The organism is Cryobacterium sp. 10C3 (assembly GCF_034314285.1).
Lineage (GTDB): Bacteria > Actinomycetota > Actinomycetes > Actinomycetales > Microbacteriaceae > Cryobacterium > Cryobacterium glucosi.
This window is the reverse complement of record NZ_JAVIWF010000002.1, coordinates 2962802-2983903: the sequence shown is the minus strand read 5'-3', so window position 1 is coordinate 2983903 and position 21102 is coordinate 2962802. Positions and strand designations below refer to the sequence as shown.

Annotated in this window: 18 protein-coding genes, 3 tRNA genes and 4 pseudogenes; 19 read left to right on the top strand and 6 right to left on the bottom strand. The window is 68.5% G+C overall.

Features of this window, described 5'->3' with window-relative positions; genetic code table 11:
• Positions 1-23: 23 nt before the first annotated feature.
• Positions 24-926, bottom strand: a complete 903-nt coding sequence (locus RGU41_RS15115) for a LysR family transcriptional regulator (RefSeq protein ID WP_134446279.1) — start codon at positions 924-926, stop codon at positions 24-26.
• 12 nt (positions 927-938) lie between these two features.
• Here RGU41_RS15115 and RGU41_RS15110 point away from each other — a divergent pair.
• A pseudogene (locus RGU41_RS15110) lies at positions 939-1844 on the top strand (DMT family transporter); the annotation flags it as partial.
• Between the two features lie 70 nt (positions 1845-1914).
• Here the strand turns inward: RGU41_RS15110 and RGU41_RS21035 are convergent.
• The gene (locus RGU41_RS21035) at positions 1915-2445 is read right to left on the bottom strand and encodes a GNAT family N-acetyltransferase (RefSeq protein WP_416173159.1); all 531 of its coding nucleotides are present in this window, start codon (positions 2443-2445) and stop codon (positions 1915-1917) included.
• Between the two features lie 770 nt (positions 2446-3215).
• On the opposite strand from RGU41_RS21035, the gene RGU41_RS15105 reads away from it, so the two are divergent.
• Positions 3216-3521, top strand: coding sequence for a hypothetical protein (locus RGU41_RS15105; RefSeq protein ID WP_134559232.1), 306 nt, complete (start codon positions 3216-3218; stop codon positions 3519-3521).
• Between the two features lie 1048 nt (positions 3522-4569).
• Here RGU41_RS15105 and RGU41_RS15100 read toward each other — a convergent pair.
• The 3 genes from RGU41_RS15100 to RGU41_RS15090 all read right to left on the bottom strand — a co-directional run bounded on the left by RGU41_RS15100 (position 4570) and on the right by RGU41_RS15090 (position 4955).
• A tRNA-Phe gene (locus tag RGU41_RS15100) sits at positions 4570-4642 on the bottom strand.
• A gap of 68 nt (positions 4643-4710) precedes the next feature.
• A tRNA-Asp gene (locus tag RGU41_RS15095) sits at positions 4711-4785 on the bottom strand.
• Between the two features lie 97 nt (positions 4786-4882).
• A tRNA-Glu gene (locus tag RGU41_RS15090) sits at positions 4883-4955 on the bottom strand.
• A gap of 251 nt (positions 4956-5206) precedes the next feature.
• On the opposite strand from RGU41_RS15090, the gene RGU41_RS15085 reads away from it, so the two are divergent.
• From RGU41_RS15085 to RGU41_RS15075, 3 genes are read left to right on the top strand one after another with little or no spacing between them, the layout of a single operon-like run.
• Entirely contained in the window at positions 5207-6604 is a 1398-nt protein-coding gene (locus RGU41_RS15085; protein ID WP_134446286.1) for a M23 family metallopeptidase, read from the top strand.
• Positions 6597-7733, top strand: a complete 1137-nt coding sequence (locus tag RGU41_RS15080) for an NlpC/P60 family protein (protein ID WP_322136751.1) — start codon at positions 6597-6599, stop codon at positions 7731-7733. The genes RGU41_RS15085 and RGU41_RS15080 overlap by 8 nt, the downstream gene beginning before the upstream one ends.
• Positions 7640-8011, top strand: coding sequence for a C40 family peptidase (locus RGU41_RS15075; RefSeq protein ID WP_322136750.1), 372 nt, complete (start codon positions 7640-7642; stop codon positions 8009-8011). Before RGU41_RS15080 ends, RGU41_RS15075 begins: the two co-directional genes overlap by 94 nt.
• Before the next feature lie 211 nt (positions 8012-8222).
• Here the strand turns inward: RGU41_RS15075 and RGU41_RS15070 are convergent, their stop codons facing one another.
• Positions 8223-8714: an inorganic diphosphatase gene (locus RGU41_RS15070; RefSeq protein WP_134446288.1), complete on the bottom strand. Its 492-nt coding sequence runs from the start codon at positions 8712-8714 to the stop codon at positions 8223-8225.
• A 45-nt stretch (positions 8715-8759) separates the two neighbouring features.
• Between RGU41_RS15070 and tilS the strand changes: the two genes are divergently transcribed.
• The 14 genes and pseudogenes from tilS to lysS all read left to right on the top strand — a co-directional run bounded on the left by tilS (position 8760) and on the right by lysS (position 21099).
• Positions 8760-9998, top strand: coding sequence for a tRNA lysidine(34) synthetase TilS (gene tilS, locus RGU41_RS15065; protein WP_322136749.1), 1239 nt, complete (start codon positions 8760-8762; stop codon positions 9996-9998).
• A complete protein-coding gene (gene hpt, locus RGU41_RS15060) occupies positions 9979-10530 on the top strand; it encodes a hypoxanthine phosphoribosyltransferase (protein WP_134446290.1) in 552 nt (183 codons plus the stop codon). Before tilS ends, hpt begins: the two co-directional genes overlap by 20 nt.
• Before the next feature lie 87 nt (positions 10531-10617).
• Positions 10618-10869 (top strand): annotated as a pseudogene (locus RGU41_RS21030) (ATP-dependent metallopeptidase FtsH/Yme1/Tma family protein); the annotation flags it as partial.
• 415 nt (positions 10870-11284) lie between these two features.
• Positions 11285-13210, top strand: coding sequence for a GTP cyclohydrolase I FolE (folE, locus tag RGU41_RS21025; protein ID WP_416173158.1), 1926 nt, complete (start codon positions 11285-11287; stop codon positions 13208-13210).
• Positions 13207-14013, top strand: a complete 807-nt coding sequence (gene folP, locus RGU41_RS15045; RefSeq protein WP_134446293.1) for a dihydropteroate synthase — start codon at positions 13207-13209, stop codon at positions 14011-14013. Before folE ends, folP begins: the two co-directional genes overlap by 4 nt.
• Complete coding sequence (folB, locus tag RGU41_RS15040; protein ID WP_134446294.1) at positions 14010-14375, top strand: dihydroneopterin aldolase; 366 nt, start codon at positions 14010-14012, stop codon at positions 14373-14375. Before folP ends, folB begins: the two co-directional genes overlap by 4 nt.
• Positions 14372-14800 (top strand): annotated as a pseudogene (gene folK, locus RGU41_RS15035) (2-amino-4-hydroxy-6-hydroxymethyldihydropteridine diphosphokinase); the annotation flags it as partial. The gene folB and the pseudogene folK, both read left to right, overlap by 4 nt.
• 169 nt (positions 14801-14969) lie before the next feature.
• Positions 14970-15455 carry a DUF3180 domain-containing protein gene (locus tag RGU41_RS15030; protein ID WP_134446295.1) on the top strand — a complete coding sequence of 162 codons (486 nt, stop codon included), beginning with the start codon at positions 14970-14972 and terminating at the stop codon, positions 15453-15455.
• Between the two features lie 47 nt (positions 15456-15502).
• Entirely contained in the window at positions 15503-16042 is a 540-nt protein-coding gene (locus RGU41_RS15025) for a PH domain-containing protein (RefSeq protein WP_322137369.1), read from the top strand.
• Positions 16039-16812, top strand: a complete 774-nt coding sequence (locus RGU41_RS15020; RefSeq protein ID WP_322136747.1) for a PH domain-containing protein — start codon at positions 16039-16041, stop codon at positions 16810-16812. The genes RGU41_RS15025 and RGU41_RS15020 overlap by 4 nt, the downstream gene beginning before the upstream one ends.
• Positions 16813-16820: 8 nt before the next feature.
• Positions 16821-17678, top strand: a complete 858-nt coding sequence (locus RGU41_RS15015; RefSeq protein ID WP_322136746.1) for a PH domain-containing protein — start codon at positions 16821-16823, stop codon at positions 17676-17678.
• A 58-nt stretch (positions 17679-17736) separates the two neighbouring features.
• Positions 17737-18540, top strand: a complete 804-nt coding sequence (locus tag RGU41_RS15010) for a Rossmann-like and DUF2520 domain-containing protein (RefSeq protein ID WP_134560058.1) — start codon at positions 17737-17739, stop codon at positions 18538-18540.
• Positions 18537-19427, top strand: coding sequence for a pantoate--beta-alanine ligase (gene panC, locus RGU41_RS15005; protein ID WP_241975451.1), 891 nt, complete (start codon positions 18537-18539; stop codon positions 19425-19427). Before RGU41_RS15010 ends, panC begins: the two co-directional genes overlap by 4 nt.
• 107 nt (positions 19428-19534) lie before the next feature.
• A pseudogene (lysS, locus tag RGU41_RS15000) lies at positions 19535-21099 on the top strand (lysine--tRNA ligase).
• Positions 21100-21102 lie beyond the last annotated feature (3 nt).

Here is a 21102-nt window from a genome sequence, read left to right as displayed (position 1 = left end):
CGTCGGGCCGTGAAACGGAAAGATCACTGGGTGAGAGTCTCGGTTATCGCCTTGATCTGCGCCAGTACCGCCTGCGCGTTGGCGCGCTCGAGGGTCTCCGGCCGGGCAAGGCAATCGATGTGCCGTCCGAGTCCGGGGTAGGCCAGCGGACGAAGGACCAACCCCGGGTGGTCGCGCAGGTCGGTTGTGTAACGAGGCATCAGGGCGACGCATCCGCTCGCGTCGACGATGGACGCGGCTACCGAGAATTCGTTGATCCGGTGCAGGATCCGCGCCTCGTTCCCTCCGATTCCCGCGATCAGGGCGAGAGCCTGCGTGAGCGGAAAGCCTTCGTGCACCGCGACCCATTCCTCGTCGCGAAGATCCGCCGGCTCGATTGCGGCTTTCGCTGCGAGTCGGTGATCGTGTCGGACCGCGATATCCAGGGGCTCGTACAGGAGGGGTTCCACCCGAACCGACCCCGGCCATGCGGGGCTGCCGACCAGCCGATGGGCGAGCACAAGATCATGATCGATGGTGAGGAGGGGGAAGTCCTCCTGGGCCACATCAAAATCGCTCAGCCGAACGCCGGGCAGGTCGGGCCTCCGGCAGGCCGCGATCAACGATCCGAAGACGGCCAGGCCCACGCTATGGAAGGCGGTCACGGAAACGGTGCCCAGGTGATCGCCCTGGAAACGCGCCACCGCCTGCGCGGCGCGTTCGAGTGCCACCTCGACGTCGATCGCCGCCAGCGCGAGGGCGCGCCCGGCATCCGTGAGTGCCGTCCTTCTGCCGTCCCTGAAGGTCAAGGGAGCGGGCGACTGACGTTGCAGGGCACTGATCTGCTGGGACACCGACGACGGCGTGACGTGCATCGCCGCCGCGACGGCAGCAATGCTGCCCCGGTCACCCAGCTCTCGCAACGCGCGAAGCTGACCGAGTTCCATAAGTTGAAACTAATGCATTCGACACTAAAGTGCTTTCTTGTATTACGTGAAGTCAGGCCGGACGATGGAGGAATGCCCGCCCTCCTCAGTCGATTCCGCGTCGACCTGCTCCTGCTCCTGGTGGCCGCCGCGTGGGGATCCACGTACCTCGTCGCCAAAGAACTGGTCACGCCCCAATCCGTCGTCGCCCTGCTCGCAACACGGATGCTGCTCGCTGCGGTCATCATGGCGGCCCTCGTCGCCGCACGGCGGCACCGGATCACGCAAGCGGAATTGCGATCCGGGATACTGCTCGGGATTGTGCTGGCTGCCGTGTTCGCCTTCGAAACCTTCGGGATCGCCCACACATCGGCCACGAATGCCGGAGTCATCATCAGCCTGACGATCGTATTCACGCCGATTCTGGATTCCGCCGTCTCGGGTCGCCGGCTGCCCGGCAGGTTCTTCCTGGCCGCGCTGATCGCCATCGGTGGAGTCGCCCTGCTCGCCAGCGGCGGTGTCTTCCAGGCGCCGAGCCTCGGCGACCTGCTCGTGCTCGCCGCGGCCATCATCCGTGCCATCCACGTCACGTCGATGTCCAGGCTCACGGGCAACACTCCGATGAACTCGCTCCACCTCACCACGGTGCAACTCTCGACCTGCGCGATGATCTTCTCGGCGGCGTCACTGTTCTACGGCGACTCGATCCCGCACTTTCTGGCTCGTCTCGACCCCGGACGTACGGTCCTGTTCCTCTACCTCGTCGTCGCGTGTACCGTCTTCGCGTTCCTGATCCAAACCTGGGCCGTCCGACGCACCTCGCCCTCCAGAGTGAGCCTCCTCCTCGGAACTGAGCCGGTCTGGGCTGCACTTGTCGGAATCGCCGTCGCCCATGACCCGGTGGCCGTCGCCGGATACGTCGGTATCGCCCTCATCCTCGCCGGAACCGCCTGGGGCCGGTCCGTCGAGCAACGGCACCGCCTGGCGTCATCGTTCTCGCGTCAACGGATCAGCCCTTCGCGCGTGAATCCAGGTCGAGCGCATAGGTTTGCGCAGGCCTCTTCAGAAGTGAGTGTTGGAACGGCTCTCCCAACGGCCGCCATCCCTCATGCCGATAGAGATCGACAGCAGGGTGGTTGTCCGTGAGGACGTGCAGGACAGCGTGCTTGTGACCGTGGTGCTTGAGTTCCTCGGCAACACTGACCAGAAGCGCTCTCCCGAGCCCACGTCTCTGCGCGTCTGGTGCAACGGCGAGCAGGCTCACCACCGCAGCGTCGGGTGGATCGGTCGGTAGCCCTCTCTTCGGCGTTGTTGCGAGAACGAAGCCCCGGATTCCGGCACCGGTTTCCTCAGCCACGATCCAACTCTCGGCGTGGTCGAACTTCGGTCGAGCCCGTTCGGCCACTCCTGCGACGGCCGCCCCATCGCGCGTGGCGCAGGCCCGGACCCACAGCGCGACGCACTCCGCGGTGTCAGCAGCACTACCGGTGCGGAACGCGGGGGACTGGCGGGCGCTCGCCCCTCGAAGCCGGATACTCATGAATCGAGCCTAGCGACGGCCCGCCCTGCCATCCGGTGACGGGGCCTCTCGACGAGCCGATGTTGCGGCAGATCCACCGAGCGCTCGCGTCGGCCTTCCCGCCGGCCTGAGCGCTTGAACTGTTATTGAGTACCGCTGGGCCCGGGTGAGTCAGTCAGGCATCGGTCGAAGGCTTTCCAAAGACCCGGCCGATAGTGGCTGCTTGTGCTCGTTCACTGCTGGTGCGCATGCCAGAACCGACCACACGACTTCGCCTCGGTTGCGGATTGTGAGGTCAACGAGTGGCCCCGAGAGAGGCCATAGGGTCCATTCCATCTCGGCGTCCGTGCCCGTGCCGCCCGATGTCTTACGCATGATAGACAGCTTGGCTCCGCCTGTATTGGTGGCCTGGACCGACCAGTCTGACATTCGCAGACTTGCCGCCTGATCTTCGAACCGTCCGTCACGCAGTGCTGCCTCGAAGAATTCCTTGGCGCGATTGAATTCATCGTCCTCGACGAGCCGACCTCGACGAATAGTTGCCCGTCGAGAGTCGAGACGATGACCCTATCCGTTGCGCACATATCCGTAGTGTCGCACTCTCGGGCGCCGATCGGGCCTTGCAGGTGGGCAGAATAGTCTCAAGCCAAAGGCCCGGCCGAATGCTCTGTGGAACCGGAGGAGTGACCGGGGCGATCTGATGCGCGGAGTGTGTCCGTCCGCCGCCCATCGAGGCTCAAGTACACGGGGGAGTGCATCGGATGAGCGTTCGGAGAGCCGAGTGGGGGAATGTGATTCTCGCACTGGCAATGCTCGCCGTCATTGGCGCCGGAATCCAACGCTGGTCCGTGCATGACGCGACAGGCGACTGGGACTTCTGGCCCCACGCCGTCCCCTCGAAGGTCTCATTCGCCGGACGCCACTTCGACTGCATGCCTGAGCAGACGTTGTGGGGCGAAACGGTCGACGGGCTCAGCTTGCGTGGGCTCACCGCCGGCGGCGGTGAGATCTACTCTTCGAGCGCCGAGGCGACAACGACCATCCGGGTAAAGACAAGCGACGGCGTCTACACCTGCAGCCTCATGGGTGGACTCTGAGTCTTTGCGACACTCGGGTGCCGCTAGGCTCAACTCGTTCAGCCCGGGGAAAGAGGCGCCATGTTGAGGATGAGTCGTTCGCGACGCACTCAAATGAGCCGGAATTGACGCGGCGACGACAGCGACCGAGCTTCTGGTTGGGAGTCTGCGGCGTGAGTGCGTGCGCCGTGTTGTTGGTGTACCGCGTCATTCGTGCTTCCAACGGCGGCCTTGGTGGAATGAGTGTTCTTGCGGTAGGCACCCCTCTTCTGTTTGTTTTCGGAGTGTTCGCCGTCTTCGGCTTCCAGAACGCACGCCGTTTGGCGCGAGCAGAACAGACCTTCCCTTCCGCCGTCGTCGTTCCGATGGTCGTTGCACCGCTTCTCGCCGAACGCCTTAATGTGCTTACGACTGCTTTAGAGCTGGCACGCTCTCGAGTGAAGCCGACTACATACGCGACGCTGGTCGCGGATGGGCAAGACGTGCACGTCCTGGCGGGCCGGGTTTCTGGGGCTCCTGCCGCAGTCTTCCCCTCGGATCGGGTGAGGAGTGTCGTCCTTGGATCGGCACTTGTTGGAATGCGGACGATGACTTCGATCACCATCGAGGTCGCCACCATCGAAGGGTCCGTGTCGCTCCCGGTGATACCGATGCGCCGTCGAGGCAACTGGTTGCGCGCCGTGCCTGATGCGGAAATCGCGAGGATTGCCGAAGATCTGCGGCGGATCATAGGCTGTCCAGCCAAGTCCGGGTGCGGGGAAGGGTAGAGGATACGGTCACGCAAGCCGGGGTCGCAACGGCAGCCACGGCTCTGGTCGTTGGGGCCATGGAGATCGTGGGTCGTAGTGTCCAGGCTGCGCAGTGGGGCGGCACTGAAGTGAGCTCGATCGCCCTCATCCATGCCTCGGTCGCGTCGGCCCGCGAAGCCAATTGGGGACCGTTTCACCGGCCTTCGATGACCACGCGACTATTTGAAGTGTGGGCAGAATCTGGCCAAAGGCCGAATTCGAGTCCGGAGAAAAGACATCCGTTAACGAGAAAAACCCCGGATAACCGGGGTTTCAGCGGGTGGCCCCGACGGGCGTCGATCCCGTGACCTCTCGATTTTCAGTCGAACGCTCTACCAACTGAGCTACAGGGCCAGAAAGTAACTCGAGAAGTCGCTTTCCAAGGAAAAAACCCTCTCTCGCGAAAGGGCGTTTTACCTTTGCGACCCTGACCGGACTTGAACCGGCAGACCTCCGCCGTGACAGGGCGGCGCGCTAACCAACTGCGCTACAGGGCCTCACAATGAGAACCAAACGTACGTTTTCATTTATTCGGTGTTACTTGTACTGATTTACTACCTGCTTATTGTTGCACATTCAGTTAGGCAGGTTGCGTAGCCCCAACGGGATTCGAACCCGTGTTAACGCCGTGAAAGGGCGCCGTCCTAGGCCTCTAAACGATGGGGCCGAGACGCCATAAACATCATGGCTACCGACGAGTAAGCATACGGTCTCTTGGGTGAAAACCCCAAATCGGCACGTGGACCGATGCCCGTGGCGTGTCGCCCGCGCCCCGGCGCGCCCGCGAATGGCGGCCGATCCGCCCGGTTGGGGGTTAGATTCGGGTCCGATAGCGGGCGATACTGGCGCGAACTTGTTACTGTGAAAAGAGTGGCATCGTGACCAGTGTGTTCACGCGGTGCCCAATCAGGGAGTTCTATGCGCAAGGCAGTGACGAGTGACCGCGGGGCCAGCGAACAGTCGGGTCCACTCCGGCCGGCCGGCGGACGCCGCGTTCACAGTCATCGGGGCCTGTTCAGAGGCACCGCCGCAACGGCCCTCGCCACGGCCCTCGCCCTCATCGTGACGCTCGTGATTCCCGCCGGCGGCGCCCAGGCGGTCGACTACCCGAGCTGGCAGGACGTGCAGAACGCGAAGTCGAACACGGCCGCCGCGTCCGCCAAGGTCACCGAAATCCAGAATCTGATCTCGAATCTTCAGACCCAGGTCGCCCAGACCCAGGCCGAGTCCGAGAAGCGCGGCGCCGAACTCCAGGTCGCCCAGCAGAACTACGACGACGCCACCCGGCGCGCATCCGACCTCCAGGCGCAGGCCGATACGAGCAAGGCGACAGCGGACGCCGCGACGAAGCAGGCCGGTCAGCTCGCGGCCCAGCTCTACCGCACGGGAGGCACCGACCTCACCGTCAACCTCTTCCTCGACGGTGATGCGAGCGGCCAGGGCGCCGACGCCCTGCTCGCCAAGCTCGGCAGCATGAGCAAGATGGTCGAGCGCAGCACCGGCGTCTACGAGGAGGCCCAGGCCGCCACGAACTCCGCCCAGGCGCTCGGAGACCAGGCCAAGATTGCCCAGACCGAACGCGAGACCCTGAATGTCGCTGCGCAGGCCGCGATGGTCGCCGCGCAGGCGGCCGCAGAGGCCGCCGCGAGCGCTCTCGCCGAGTCAGAGTCCAAGAGTGTCGAACTCGCCGCCCAGCTCGCCTTCATGCAGGACGCGCAGGCGTCCACCACCGCGGGCTATGAGGCCGGCGTCGCCGAGCGCGCCCGTCTCGCGGCGATCGAAGCCGCCCGGGCGGCGGCGGCTGCTGCCGCGGCCGCCGCAGCCAACCGCGGCAACTCGAGCGGCGGGGCAACCGGCAGCGCCGGAGCCGGCCTCGGCGGCGGGTACATCAGCTCCCAGGGCTGGGCCGTTCCGGCCAGCGGGCGCATCACCGATGGATTCGGCCCGCGCGCATCCATCTGCGGCTCGACCGGCTGCAGCGGAACATTCCACTACGGTACCGACCTCGGCGCCAGCTGTGGCGCTCCGATTTACGCAGCCCACGACGGTGTCGTTGAATACGCCGGCCCCAATGGTACGTACGGCAACTACATCCAGATCAACAACGGCGGCGGAATTTCGACCGGGTACGCGCACATCCGTCCCGGCGGCATCTTCGTGTCGAACGGCCAGAGCGTCAGCGCTGGACAGAACATCGGCAGCGTCGGGATGACCGGGGCCGCAGATGGCTGCCATCTCCACTTCGAAGTGCGGATCAACGGCGTCAAGTCCAACGCCGTGCCCTTCATGGCAAGCAAGGGAGCACCACTTGGCTAACGACGGCACGTCCTTCACGAAACGGAAGCCCGTGCGCCTCTTCGCCGCGGCCGTCGCGATCGGCGCGGTCTCGGCATCCGTCGGCATCATCGCTCCCGCCGCCTACGGCGACCAGGGTTACCCTAGCTGGGACGACGTACAGAACGCGAAAGCCAATGAGGCGACGAAGCAGGCCGAGATCGAGAAGATCACGGCGCTGCTGACGGGCCTGCAAACGGCGGCGGATGCCGCGTCCAAGGCCTCGCAGGTCGCCGCCGAGGCGTACCGGGTCTCCCAGGACGAGCTCGACGCCGCCACCCTGCGTGAGACGAGCTTGACCGAACAGGCCGCGACCGCGTCGAAGAAGGCGGACACCTCGAAGATGCGGGCCGGCCTGATCGCCGCGCACCTGGCCAAGACCGGCGCGCAGGACCTCTCGCTCAACCTGTTCCTGAACGGCAGCAGCGCCGACGACCTCCTCGAGCAGCTCGGAACCGCGAGCAAGCTCAGCGAGCAGTCCGAGACCATCTACCGGGAGGCCGTCCAGGACAAGAACTCGGCAGAGTCCCTCGGCGGGCAGGCCGCCGCGGCGACCGTCGAGCGCACCCAGATCACGGGCGAGTCCATGACGAAGTTCGATGCGGCAAGTGGCGCGGCCCAGGCCGCGGAAGCCGCCCTCGAGGCCGAGCAGCAGAAGTCGAACGATCTCTACGGGCAGCTCGCCCTCCTCAAGGACACCACGGCAGACACCGAGCGTTCCTACCAGGCCGGTGTGGATGCCGCGGCTGCGGCGGCCGCGCTCGCTGCGGCGCAGTCCGCGGCAGCGGCCAGGGCTGCCGCAGACCAGGCGGCGTCGGCCGCGCGGGCTGCAGCCGCGTCTGCTGCTGCTGCGGCTCAAGCCCAGGCTCCGGCCGCGGGGGCGGGAGCAATTCGGGATCCGGCAGCTCCGGGTCCGGCAGTTCGGGATCCGGCAGCAGCTCCGGCTCCGGCAGCTCGGGATCCGGCTCGTCCTCGGGCGGCGGCGCGGCGACCGCGCCCGCTCCGAACGCGAGCGCCGTGCAGACCGCAATCGCCTTCGCCCGCGCTCAGCTCGGCGACCGCTACCTCCTCGGCGGCTCGGGCCCCGACGCGTGGGACTGCTCCGGTCTGACCAAGGCCGCCTATGCCGCGGCCGGGGTCTACATCGGCACCCATTCCGCCACGAACCAGTACAACACCATGGCCAGCCAGGGCCGGCTCGTCTCCTTCAGTAACGTGCAGGTCGGGGACCTCGTCTTCTGGGGCAGCGGCGGCGACTACTACCACGTGGCCATCTACGTCGGCGGTGGCCAGGTTCTCGAGGCCCCCGACGTCGGCAAGCCCGTGCGCATCCACTCAATCTGGTCGCCCGGCGACGTCGCGTCCTACGTGGGCCGCCCCACCGGCTGACCCGACCGCCCCTCGCCCGTCCCGTCCCGCAGCGCTCGCACCCTCCCGCGCGCCATTTCCGCCGCTACGCTGCCGGCATGCCTGGCGCGCAGTGGCGCACGTGGCGCGCGAGAGCGGATGCCGGGGGTCCGCACCACGAAGGCCCCCGGAGCGATCCGGGGGCCTTCGTGGTGCGGCAGCGCGCGAGCGCGATGCACGAAGCGCGCTAGGGTCAGTGGCCCTCGGCGGCGAGCTTCTTGATGCCGTCTTCGACGATCTGGTTGGCTTCGGCGGCGTCGCCCCAGCCCTCCGTCTTGACCCACTTGTTCGGTTCGAGGTCCTTGTAGTGCTCGAAGAAGTGCTCGATCTCCTTGCGGGTGTACTCCGGGATGTCGAGGACGTCCTGGATGTGGTCCCAGCGGGGGTCGCCCGCGGGAACGGCGATGACCTTGGCGTCCGAGCCGCCGTCATCCGTCATGTTGAAGACACCGACCGGACGCACCGAGACGCCGACGCCGGGGAACAGCGGGAAGTCGAGCAGCACGAGAACGTCGACGGGATCGCCGTCGAGGCCGAGGGTGTTCTCGAAGAACCCGTAGTCCGTCGGGTACACGAAGCTCGTGTAGAGCACACGGTCGAGGTAGACCCGTCCGGTCTCGTGGTCGACCTCGTACTTGTTGCGGCTTCCCCGGGGAATTTCGATTACTGCGTCATATGCGGCCATGGCCTGGTCTCTCCCTTGTTCACAGTCTCCGGATAACGTTACTGGATGGAGTCCACGCGCCGCCCGAGACTGACACCGGAGATCGCCGACATCCGCCGGGCGATCCGCGCCGTGCTGGCGGACGCCGGGCTCGGCTCCTCAGTGACGCCGCAGGCTTCCGGGTCCGAACCCTCCGCCCCGGGCGCCTCCGTCCCCGGTGCATCCGCACCAGACGCCGAAACGCGCGGCCTCGTCCTCGTCGGCCTCAGCGGCGGCCCGGATTCGCTCGCGCTCGCGGCCGGGACTGCCTTCGAGGCAGCGCGGGCGGGACTCCGCGCCGGGGCCGTGATCGTCGACCACGCCCTGCAGCCCGGGTCCGCGGACGTCGCCGCCGAGGCCGCCCGGCAGGCAACGGCCCTCGGCCTCGACCCCGTGCTCGTCGTGCGCATCACCGTCGACCACGGCGAGAACCACCGGGGGAGTGCCGCAGACACCGACCCCGCCGAGACCTACAGCGGCCCGGAGGCCGCGGCCCGCAGCGGCCGTTATGCCGCCTTCGTCCGTGCACTCGCCGACACCGGCGCGAGCCACGTGCTGCTCGGTCACACGCTCGACGACCAGGCCGAGACCGTGCTGCTCGGCCTCGCCCGCGGCTCCGGCCCGGTCAGCCTGCACGGCATGCTGCGGGTCAGCGGCGCCTACCTCCGCCCCCTGCTCGGGATCCGCCGCGCCCAGACCGTCGCCGCCTGCACAGATGCCGGCCTCACCCCCTGGACGGACCCGCACAACGCGGAACACCGGTTCGCCCGCGTCAGGGTACGCGACACGGTCCTGCCGGCGCTCGAGCGCGAGCTCGGACCCGGTGTCGCCGAGGCACTCGCCCGCACCGCGGACCTGTTGCGGGAAGACGCCGCAGCCCTCGACGAACGCGCGGCGGAGCTCGCTGGCGGATCCTTCGAGATCGTCGCAGGCGGTATCCGTGTGCCCGTCGAGGTGCTCGCCGAACAGCCCGCCGCGCTCCGGAACCGGCTGATCCGGCTCGCGGCGGCACGCACAGTCCTGCGCGCCGCCGGTGCCGGCGCTGGCACCGTCGTGATGGCCCTGCCCCGCGGGGCGACCCTGGCCGTCGGCCGGCTTGTGACCGATTGGCACGGCCAGGGCCCGCTCGACCTGCCAGGCGTTAGAGTTGTACGGCACGATGGCTGGCTCGTCTTCACCGGGCCCGGCCTCGCACGGCACGCACGGCCAACTGAATACGCACAAAGCAAAGGACCCTCCCTCCCCCATGGAACCCCGCGACATTGATGGCGACCTCACCGAAATCCTGATCGAAGAAGAGCAGATCCACGGCCGCCTCGCCGAACTCTGCCGCCGGATCGAAGCCGACTACGCGGGCAAGGATCTCCTGCTCGTCGGTGTCCTCAAAGGCGCAGTGATGGTGATGGCCGACCTGGCCCGCGAACTCAAGCATCCGATCGCGATGGACTGGATGGCGGTGAGCTCATACGGCTCCGGAACCCAGTCGAGCGGCGTCGTCCGGATCCTCAAGGACCTCGACACCGACCTGCACGGCCGCAACGTGCTCATCGTCGAGGACATCATCGACTCCGGCCTGACCCTTTCCTGGCTGATCGCGAACCTCAAGTCCCGCCAGCCGGAATCCGTCGAGATCTGCGCGCTGCTCCGCAAGCCGGACGCCGCCCGGGTCGACATCGACGTCAAGTACCTCGGCTTCGACATCCCGAACCAGTTCGTCGTCGGTTACGGCCTCGATTATGCCGAGAAGTACCGCAACCTCCGTTCCGTTGCCGTGCTCGCCCCGCACATCTACTCCTGAGAAGCGGATGCCTGCCCCGGCCTCGCATCGCGCTCAGGGCGAACACACGGTGACCGCTCAGTGCGGGCACGGTAGCCTGACAACACGATGAACGTCAAGAAGCTACTCCGCGGGCCACTCCTCTACATCATTCTGGCGATTATCGCCGTCTGGATAGGGTCGAGTCTGATCACCATGTCCGGGTTCCGAGAGATTCCGACCGCACAGGGACTCCAGTTCCTCAAGGACGGAAAGGTCTCGGAGGCCAAGATCGTCGACGGCGAGCAGCGCGTCGACCTCACACTGTCCCAGGCCGACGACAAGCTCGGCACCAAGGTGCAGTTCTACTACGTCGCTCCGCGTGGCACCGAGGTCGTCAACGCCGTCACGAGCGCCGACCTGTCCGGCGGCTTCACCGATGAGGTGCCGCAGACCAACTGGTTCGTGACCCTGCTCGGCTACCTGCTCCCCGTGATCCTGATCGGCGGGTTCGCCTGGCTGATGCTTTCGGGCATGCAGGGCGGCGGCAACAAGGTCATGCAGTTCGGCAAGTCGAAGGCCAAGCTCGTCTCGAAGGAGAGCCCGCAGGTCACCTTCGCGGACGTCGCCGGCGCAGACGAGGCCATCGAAGAGCTCGAAGAAATCAAGGACTTCCTCAAGGAGCCCGCGAAGTTCCAGGCCGTCGGAGCGCGCATCCCCAAGGGTGTGCTGCTCTACGGCCCTCCCGGAACCGGTAAGACCCTGCTCGCCACGCGCCGTCGCAGGCGAAGCCGGGGTGCCATTTTTCTCCATCTCAGGCTCCGAATTCGTCGAGATGTTCGTCGGCGTCGGCGCGAGCCAGGGTGCGCGACCTGTTCGAGCAGGCTCAAGGAGAACGCCCCGTGCGATCATCTTCATCGACGAGATCGACGCCGTCGGCCGCCACCGCGGCGCCGGCATGGGCGGCGGGCACGACGAACGCGAGCAGACCCTCAACCAGTTGCTCGTCGAGATGGACGGCTTCGACGTCAAGGCGAACGTCATCCTGATCGCCGCGACCAACCGCCCAGACATCCTCGACCCCGCGCTGCTCCGCCCCGGCCGCTTCGACCGCCAGATCGGCGTCGACGCCCCCGACATGCTCGGCCGCAAGAAGATCCTCGAGGTGCACGCCAAGGGCAAGCCGATGGCGCAGGGAGTCGACCTCGAGGTCCTCGCCCGCAAGACCCCCGGCTTCACCGGCGCTGACCTCGCCAACGTCCTCAACGAGGCCGCCCTGCTGACCGCACGCTCGAACGCGCAGTTGATCGACAACCGCGCCCTCGATGAGGCCGTCGACCGGGTGATGGCCGGCCCGCAGCGCCGCACCCGCATCATGCGCGACAAGGAAAAGCTGATCACCGCCTATCACGAGGGCGGCCACGCCCTCGTCGCGAGCGCAATGAACAACACGGACCCTGTCACGAAAATCACCATCCTTCCCCGCGGCCGTGCCCTCGGTTACACGATGGTCATGCCGCTCGAAGACCGCTACTCCGTCTCCCGCAACGAACTCCTCGACCAGCTCGCCTACGCGATGGGCGGCCGTGTCGCGGAAGAGATGATCTTCCACGACCCGACCACCGGCGCGAGCAACGACATCGAGAAGGCCACGGCGACCGCCCGCAAGATGGTCACGGAGTTCGGCATGAGCGCCGCCGTCGGCCCGCTCAAGCTGGGCCAGGCGTCCGGTGAGATGTTCCTGGGTCGCGACATGGGCCACCAGCGCGACTACTCCGAGCGCCTCGCCGAGAGCGTCGACACCGAGGTGCGCCTGCTGCTCGAGGCCGCCCACGACGAGGCATACGAGGTGCTCGGCAAGAACCGCGCCATTCTCGACACGCTCGCCGCGGAACTGCTCGAGCACGAGACCCTCGGCCAGACCGAACTCGCGCCGATCTTCGCCGGCATCGAAAAGCTCCCGCCGCGCCCGCAGTGGCTCTCGAGCGACAAGCGCCCGGTCTCGGACGTTCCCCCATCGAGATGCCGCTGCCCAAGGCGCCCATCGAAGAGGGCATCGTTGACGGCGGAGTGTCCAGTGGAGACGCCGCAGAGACCAAGCCCAAGCGCGCGCCCGCCCGCACCCCGCGGCCCGCCACCGCCTAGGCCCCGGGTGGCAGTCGACAGGGCCCGAATCGAGGGTCTCGTCTCGGAGCTCCTCGCGGCGATCGGCGACGATCCGAACCGGCCGGGACTCGCCGACACGCCGCGCCGCGTCGCCGAGTCCTACGGGGAGTTCTTCGCCGGGCTCGGAACGGACCCGCTCGACCTGCTGCGCGACACCATCCCGGTCGGCCCGACGACGGGCGAGCTCGTGCTCGTGCGCGACCTCGACTTCCGGTCGGTCTGCGAGCATCACCTGCTCCCGTTCCTCGGCCGCGCCCACATCGCCTACCTGCCCGGCGAGAAGGTCGTCGGCCTCGGCCGGCTGCCCGCCCTTGTCGATTGCCTCGCCGCCCGCCCCCAGGTACAGGAACGCCTGACCGAGGAGATCGCGGAGGCGCTCCAGACCGGTCTGGAGCCCCGCGGCATCCTCGTTGTGCTCGACGCCGTGCACGGGTGCGTCACGACGCGCGGCGCCCGCCAGGTCAACAGCTCGACCGTCACACTCGCCGTACGCGGCGAACTCGCCGAACCGGCCCGCCGCGCCGAAGTGATGGCCCTGATCGGCGCAGGCTCATGACCCGCATCATGGGCGTGCTCAATGTCACGCCCGATTCCTTCAGCGACGGCGGCAAGTGGGCGTCGACGGATGCCGCGATCCGGCACGGTCTCCTGCTCCGGTCCGAAGGCGCGGACGTCATCGACGTCGGCGGCGAATCGACGAGGCCGGGCGCCGGCCGCGTCGCCCCCGCCGTCGAACAGGCCCGGGTTATCCCCGTGATCACCGAGCTCGCCCGGCAGGGCCTCGTGCTGAGCGTCGACACCCTCAACGCCTCGACCGCCCGCGCGGCCGCGGCCGCGGGGGCGAGCATCATCAACGACGTCTCCGGTGGCCTCGCCGACCCGCTGATGGCCAGCGTCGCCGCCGAGAGCGGCCTCACCTTCATCGCGATGCACTGGCGCGGCCACGCCCGCACCATGGACGACCTCGCGGTCTACGGCGACGTCGTCGCCGACGTCCGGGCCGAACTCGCCTGGCGCGTCGAGGCCCTCGTCGCCGCAGGGGTGCCACGGGAGCGGATCGTGCTCGACCCCGGCCTGGGGTTCTCCAAGCTCCCCGCCCACAACTGGGCCCTGCTCGCCAACCTCGCGGCCTTCGACATGCTCGGCCTTCCCGTCATGATCGGCGCCTCCCGCAAACGCTTCCTCGCGACCGCGCTCCCGGACGACGCCCCGATCGCCGCCCGTGACCTGCCGAGCGCCGTGGTGAGCGTGCTCGCCGCCCAGGCCGGCGCCTGGGCCGTGCGCGTGCATGACGTGGCGGCAACCCGCGCGGCCCTGAAGGTGCTTGCGCTCGTGGAGTCGGCCAGAATAGAGCCATGATCCGCGATTGCATCACTCTCACCGGGCTGCGGGTCACCGCTCACCACGGCGTCTACGACTTCGAGCGTGAGAACGGCCAGGATTTCGTGATCGACGTCACCGTCTGGCTCGACCTGCACGCCGCGGCGTCGAGCGACGACGTCAGCCGCACCATCCACTACGGCGAACTCGCGATCGAGGTGACGGAGGCGGCGGCGGTCAACCCGGTCGACCTGATCGAGACGGTCGCGGAGCGGATCGCGGGCGTCGTGCTCGCCCACCCCGCCGCCGAGACCGTGCAGGTCACCGTGCACAAGCCGCAGGCGCCGATCAGTGTCCCCTTCACCGACGTCTCCGTGCAGATCACGAGGTCCCGGCCGTGAACCCCGCCCCCGTGACGCCGAACCCCGCCCCTGAGGTGTCGCAAATCGACGTTCACGAGGCTCGCGAAGGTCGATTTGCGACACCTCACGAGGCTGTGGACGCGGTGTTGTCGCTCGGGAGCAACCTGGGTGACCGGGAGGCGACCCTCGAAGCCGCCGTCCGAGACCTCGGGAAGGTGCCCGGGCTCTCCGTCACCGGGGTATCTCCGCTCTACGAGTCCGCTGCCGTGAAACCGGACGGGGTCGACGAGGACGCTCCCCGGTACTTGAACCTGGCCGTCGGCATCCGCTTCACCGGAGACGCCCTCACCCTGCTCGACGCGGTCAACACCATCGAAAACGAGCACGGCCGGGTGCGCTCCGAGCGCTGGGGCGACCGCACCCTCGATATCGACGTCGTCGTCTTCGGGGCGCTCGAACAGGCGGATGCACGGCTCACCCTCCCGCACCCGCGTGCGGCAGACCGCGACTTCGTCCTCGCCCCTGGCTCGACCTCGACCCGGACGCGGTGCTGCCGGGCCGCGGACCCGTGTCCGGTCTCCTCGCCGCGATCGGTTCGACCGTGCGCCGCTATCCGGCCCAGGAGGCGAGCCGATGAAGCGCACGCGTGCTTCCGTGATCGTCGCCTGGGTGCTCGGCGCCCTCGTCGGCGGGCTGCTGCTCGAGCTTGCGCTCGCGGCCGCCGGCCGTTCGATCCTGCTGCCGCCGGCGAGCCTCGCCCTCGCCCTCGTGCTCTGCGCGATCGTGGTCTTCGGCCTGGCCTGGCCGATCCGGAAGTCCACGAGAGGCGCCCTGGACGGCAAGCCGCGCAAGCCGGTCAACCCGTTCATGGCGGTTCGCGTCGCCGCGCTCGCAAAGGCATCCGCGTACAGCGGGGCCTTGCTGCTCGGAGCCGCCGGCGGCCTCGGCCTCTATCTGCTGACCCGTTCGGTGACTCCGGCGGTAGCATCGGTATGGCTCACCATTGGGATGGCGTTCGGCGCAGCGGTCCTCCTGGTGAGTGGTTTGGTTGCCGAGCATTTCTGTACTCTCCCTCCGGACGACGACGAGAACAGCAAACGAGGAGAAGTGCGTGCCTGACACCACTGAGGGATTCGCCGCCCCGGTACCCCCTGCCCCCGCACCCGTTGCCGTGTCGGTTTCCGAACCGGCACCCGAACTCGCCGCAGACCCTCGACCCGGCCGGTCGCCTCGAACTGCCCGTCGCCGGCGAGTGGAAACGGGTCTCTCCGCGTTACGTCGTCGTCGAAATCGTCGGGACGGTGATCTTCGGACTCGTCCTCTGCGCCGGCGCGACCGCCCTCTGGCTCCTCGCCGAGGTCTCCTGGGCGCCGATCGTGCTCGCCCTGATCGTCGTCGTGACCCTGGTCGTCGTATCGTTCGAGCCCCGCCGGGTGCGCTCGATCGGCTACCAGCTCCGGCAGGACGACCTCCTCTTCCGCCGCGGCATCATGTTCCAGCGTTTCGTCTCGGTGCCGTACGGCCGGATGCAGCTCATCGACGTCACCCGCGGCCCGGTCGCCCGCTGGCTCGGCCTCGCCGACCTCAAGTTCGTCACCGCCGCCGCATCCTCCGGCGTGCTCGTTCCCGGCCTCGCCTTCGATGACGCCGAGGCGCTCCGTGACCGGCTCATCGAACTCGCCGAGAGTCGCCGGGCGGGACTGTGACCACCCTCGCCGACGGGGAGTGGCACCGGCTGCACCCGGCGAGCCCGCTGCTGCGCGGCGGACTCTTCATCGTGGCTATCCTCGGTTTCATCATCAGCAACCTCCGTGAGCGCCTGATCGACTTCTTCTTCCACGTGCCGACCTACGGCGACGACCCGATCGACGAGCTCTTCCGCCGTGGCGCGGTCGGCTGGGCGCTGCTCGGGGTCGTCGTTATCCTCGTCGTGATCCTGGTCGCCTTCTACCTGTCGTGGCGGATGCACACCTTCCGCGTCAGCGGCGAGGTCGTCGAGGTGCGCAGCGGGCTCGTCTTCCGCAGCAACCGCCGCGCCCGCCTCGACCGCATCCAGGGCGTCAACATCGTGCGCCCGTTCATCCCGCGGCTCTTCGGTGCAGCGAAACTCGAAGTCAGCGTCGCCGGCCAGGACGCCAACGTGCACCTCGCCTACCTCGGCTCCGCGGCAGCGGATGCCCTCCGCCGCGACATCCTGCACCTCGCCTCCGGAGCCCGCGCGGCCGCGGCACTTCCCTCCGATGCCGCGCCCGACGCCGCGGCGGAGGGCGAGGACTGGGTCGAGCACGCGGGCACCCGGGCGGCGGGCAGTGCCCTCGGCCCGTCCCTCGGCAGTGCCATCGGCACCGCGGCCGGCGGCATCGCCGGCGGGATCGGCGGCTTCGCGACCGACCGGGCCCACGAGTTCTTCGCCCCCGAGCTCGACCCGGACGCCGCGCCGCCCGAATCCGTTGTGCGGATCCCCCGGGTCGCCTGATCGGCTCCGTGATCTTCAGCGGCTTCACCGTGTTCGTGCTGATCGCGATCGCGGTGCTGATCTGGAGCGTCTCCGCCGGCGGCAGCGGCTGGCTGCTCATCGCGATCTTCCCCGGACTGATCGGGAGCCTCAGCTTCTACGTCAACCGCTTCACGAAGTCCCTGCGCTACAGCATCGCGGGCACGCCGGACGGGGTGCGCGTGGGCTTCGGCCTGCTCTCGGTGAGCAACGAGACGCTCCCGCCCGGCCGCATCCATGCCGTGCGGGTCTCGCAGCCGTTGATCTGGCGCCCGTTCGGCTGGTGGCAGGTGCGCATCAACACCGCTGGCCACTCCACGAACAAGGGCGCCGCCGGCGAGGCGCACACCACCACCCTCCCGGTCGGCACACTCGCCGACGTCGCCAGGGTGCTCGAACTGATCCTGCCCGGTTTCGACAGCGACTCCGGCTCCGAGAACGGCCGGGAGAAGCTGCTCGTCGACCACGGCGTGCGCTCACCCGGCGGTGACGACGGCTACACCAACGCGCCGCGCCGGGCCGCGTGGCTCCGTCCGTTCTCCTGGCGGCGCACGGGCTTCACCGTCGCAGCCGACACGGTGCTCCTGCGCCGGGGTTTCGTCAGCCGGGAACTCACGCTCGTGCCGCTCGCCCGGCTGCAGAGCATCGCGATCGAACAGGGCCCGATCCAGCGGATGCTGCGCCTCGCGAAGCTCCGGGTGCACACCGTCGCCGGCCCGGTCGTCGCCACCCTCCCGGTCATCGACGTCCGAGAGGGGAGCGCCTGTTCGAGCGCCTCTCCGCGGGAGCGATCTCGTCCGCTCGCGCCGACACCAGTCATCACTGGGCCGACCCCGGGCATCCGCTGAACCGGGCGATGCCAGACCGGCCGGCGCAGACCCTCGCACCGGCAGCGGAGGCGGCGCTGTGAGCGCCCGCCCCGGGCGTCTCGGCATCGGCATCGTCGGTGCCGGCAGGGTCGGCCCGATCCTCGGAGCCGCCCTCGCCGGAGCCGGCCACGCGATCGTCGGCATCTCGGCGATCTCGCAGTCCAGCCGCGACCGGGCGGAGGCGATCCTGCCGTTCGTGCCGATCCTGACCGTGCCCGAGATCGTCGAACGCAGCGAACTCGTGATCCTCGCCGTGCCGGACGCCCAGCTCGCGAGCCTCGTCGCCGGGCTCGCCGCGACGAACACGTGGCAGGCCGGGCAGCTCGTGCTGCACACCTCGGCGAGGTTCGGCATCGGGGTGCTCGCGCCGGCGCTCGCCCAGGGCGCGATCCCGCTCGCCATCCACCCCGCGATGAGCTTCACCGGCACGAGCATCGACCTCGCCCGCCTCGCCGACAGCTATTTCGCCGTCACCGCGCCGACCCCCGTGCTCCCGATCGGGCAGGCGCTCGTCGTCGAGATGGGCGGGGAGCCCGTCGTCGTCGCCGAGGGGGATCGGGCCCGCTACGCCGAGGCCGTCGAGATCGCCACCGCGTTCTCGACGTCCATCGTCGACCAGGCCGCAGCCCTGCTGACCTCGATCGGCATCGACCGGCCGGGCGGCGTGATCGGCCCGCTGATGCGCTCCGCGATGGAGAACGCCCTCTCCCGCACCGCGCCGGACCGCCTCGACCTGTCGGCACTCGACGACGACCTCGACGACCTCGACGATGCCGTCGACCCCGAAGACCCCACCGGCCAGAACGACCGCACCGACCGCACCACAACGGAGGACGAGTGAACGTGCTCATCAAACCAGAAGTCATCGGCACCATCGACGGGCTGCGCGAGCGCATCGCCGCCGCGAAGAGGCGTGCAGAGCCCGGCCCGGCAGCGCGGGTCGTCCTCGTCCCCACCATGGGAGCCCTGCACGCGGGGCACCTGTCGCTCGTGCGTCGCGCCCACGCCCGCGGCGGCATCGTCGTGGTCTCGATCTTCGTCAACCCGCTCCAGTTCGGGCCCACCGAGGACCTCGCGTCCTACCCGCGCACCCTCGACGCCGACGTCGCGGCGCTCGCCGCTGAGGGTGTCGCGTTCGTGTTCGCGCCCGAGGTGTCCACGATGTACCCGGACGGCGCCGCGGACACCCGCGTCACCGCCGGCCCGGTCGCCGCCCTCCTCGAGGGCGCCGTGCGCCCTGGCCACTTCGACGGCATGCTCACGGTCGTGACCAAGCTGATCAACATCGTCGGCCCCGACGTCGTCGTCTTCGGACAGAAGGACGCCCAGCAGGTCTTCCTCGTGCAGCAGGCGTTCGCCGACCTCAACGTGCGCACCGAGATCGATGTCGTCCCGATCGTGCGCGAGGCAAGCGGGCTGGCCCTCTCCAGCCGCAACCGCCGGCTCGAACCCGCGGACAAAGAGGCGGCCCTGGCCCTCTCCGCGGCGCTCACGGCCGCGGTCGCAGCCGCCCCCGACGGGCTGCAGGCGGCCCAGGTCGCCGCGCACACGATCCTCGCCGCCCAGCCACTGGTTAAGCTGGACTATCTCGTGGTCGTGAGCCCGCAGGACTTCCAGCCGGTCGCGGCGGGCTTCACCGGCCCGGCACGGATGCTCGTCGCCGCGCATGTCGGCAGCATCCGGCTGATCGACAACGAGGCCATCGACCTCGGAAGCGCACCCGCCTGAAGCGCTCGCCCGAAGCATCCGCACGACCCGCATGACCGCACGACGCGCACGACCGCACGAGCACGACCTCGCACCTGCACGAACCTGAATCGCCAACGGAGATCCGCATGAGCCAGCACACCGAAACGACCGAGCCGACCGAGCCGACCGCCGAGCAGGCGGTGCAGGCCGAGCAGGCCGAGCAGGTCAGGGTCGAGCAGGAGAACAGCGAGCAGAAGCTCGTGCGCCTCGCCAAGCGCGACCGCCTCATCCAGGCGGCAACCACGCCCGGCGGTGGGGCATACCCGGTCGGCGTTCCCGTCACCGACACGATCCCCGCCGTTCGTGCCCGCTTCGGCGACCTCGAAGCGGATGCCGTCACGGGCGTCACCGTCGGCGTCGCCGGCCGCGTGGTGTTCCTCCGCAACACCGGCAAGCTGTGCTTCGCGAGTCTCCAGGCCGGCGACGGCAGCCGGATCCAGGCCATGGTCTCCCTCGCCGCCGTCGGCGTCGACTCCCTCGCCGCCTGGAAGGACCTCGTCGACCTCGGCGACCACCTCTTCGTCGCCGGAGAGGTCATCTCCTCCCGCCGTGGCGAGCTCTCCATCATGGTCACCGAATGGCAGGTCGCCGCGAAGGCCTTGCTGCCGCTGCCGAACCTGCACTCCGAGCTGAGCGAGGAGACCCGGGTGCGGAGCCGCTACCTCGACCTGATCAGTCGCGAGCAGGCCCGCCGCAGCGTCATCCAGCGCTCGCAGACCGTCGCGAGCCTGCGGAAGACCTTCACGGACCGGAACTTCCTGGAGATCGAGACGCCGATGCTCCAGGTGATGCACGGCGGAGCATCCGCTCGCCCGTTCTCGACCCACAGCAACGCCTTCGACACCGAACTCTTCCTGCGCATCGCGCCGGAGCTGTTCCTCAAGCGCGCGGTCGTCGGCGGCATCGACCGGGTCTACGAGATCAACCGCAACTTCCGCAACGAGGGTGCAGACTCGACGCACTCTCCCGAATTCGCGATGCTCGAGGCCTACGAGGCATACGGAGACTACAACTCGATCGCCGACCTCACCCAGACGCTGATCCAGAACGCGGCGACGGCGGTCTCGGGCTCGCACGTCGTGACCTGGGCGGACGGCACCGAGTTCGACCTCGGCGGCGACTGGGACCGGATCGGCATGTACGACAGCCTGTCCGCCGCGGTCGGCCGCACGATCTCCCCGGAGACCCCCTCGCCGAGCTGCAGGAGCTCGCGGCCAGGGAGGACGTCGCGGTCGAGCACCCCATCCACGGCAAGTACGTCGAGGAACTCTGGGAGCACTTCGTCAAGGGCGGCCTCACCCGGCCCACCTTCGTGATGGACTTCCCCGTCGACACGAGCCCGCTCGTGCGCGGGCACCGTTCGGTGGCCGGCGTCGTCGAGAAGTGGGACCTCTACGTGCGCGGCTTCGAACTCGCGACCGGGTACTCCGAGCTCGTCGACCCGGTCATCCAGCGGGAGCGTTTCGTCGAGCAGGCCCGCCTCGCGGCCGGCGGCGACCCGGAGGCGATGCGCCTCGACGAAGAGTTCCTGCGCGCCCTCGAGTACGGCATGCCGCCGACCGGTGGCATGGGCATGGGCATCGACCGGCTGCTGATGGCCCTCTCCGGCCTCGGCATCCGCGAGACCATCCTCTTCCCGTTGGTAAAGTGAAGG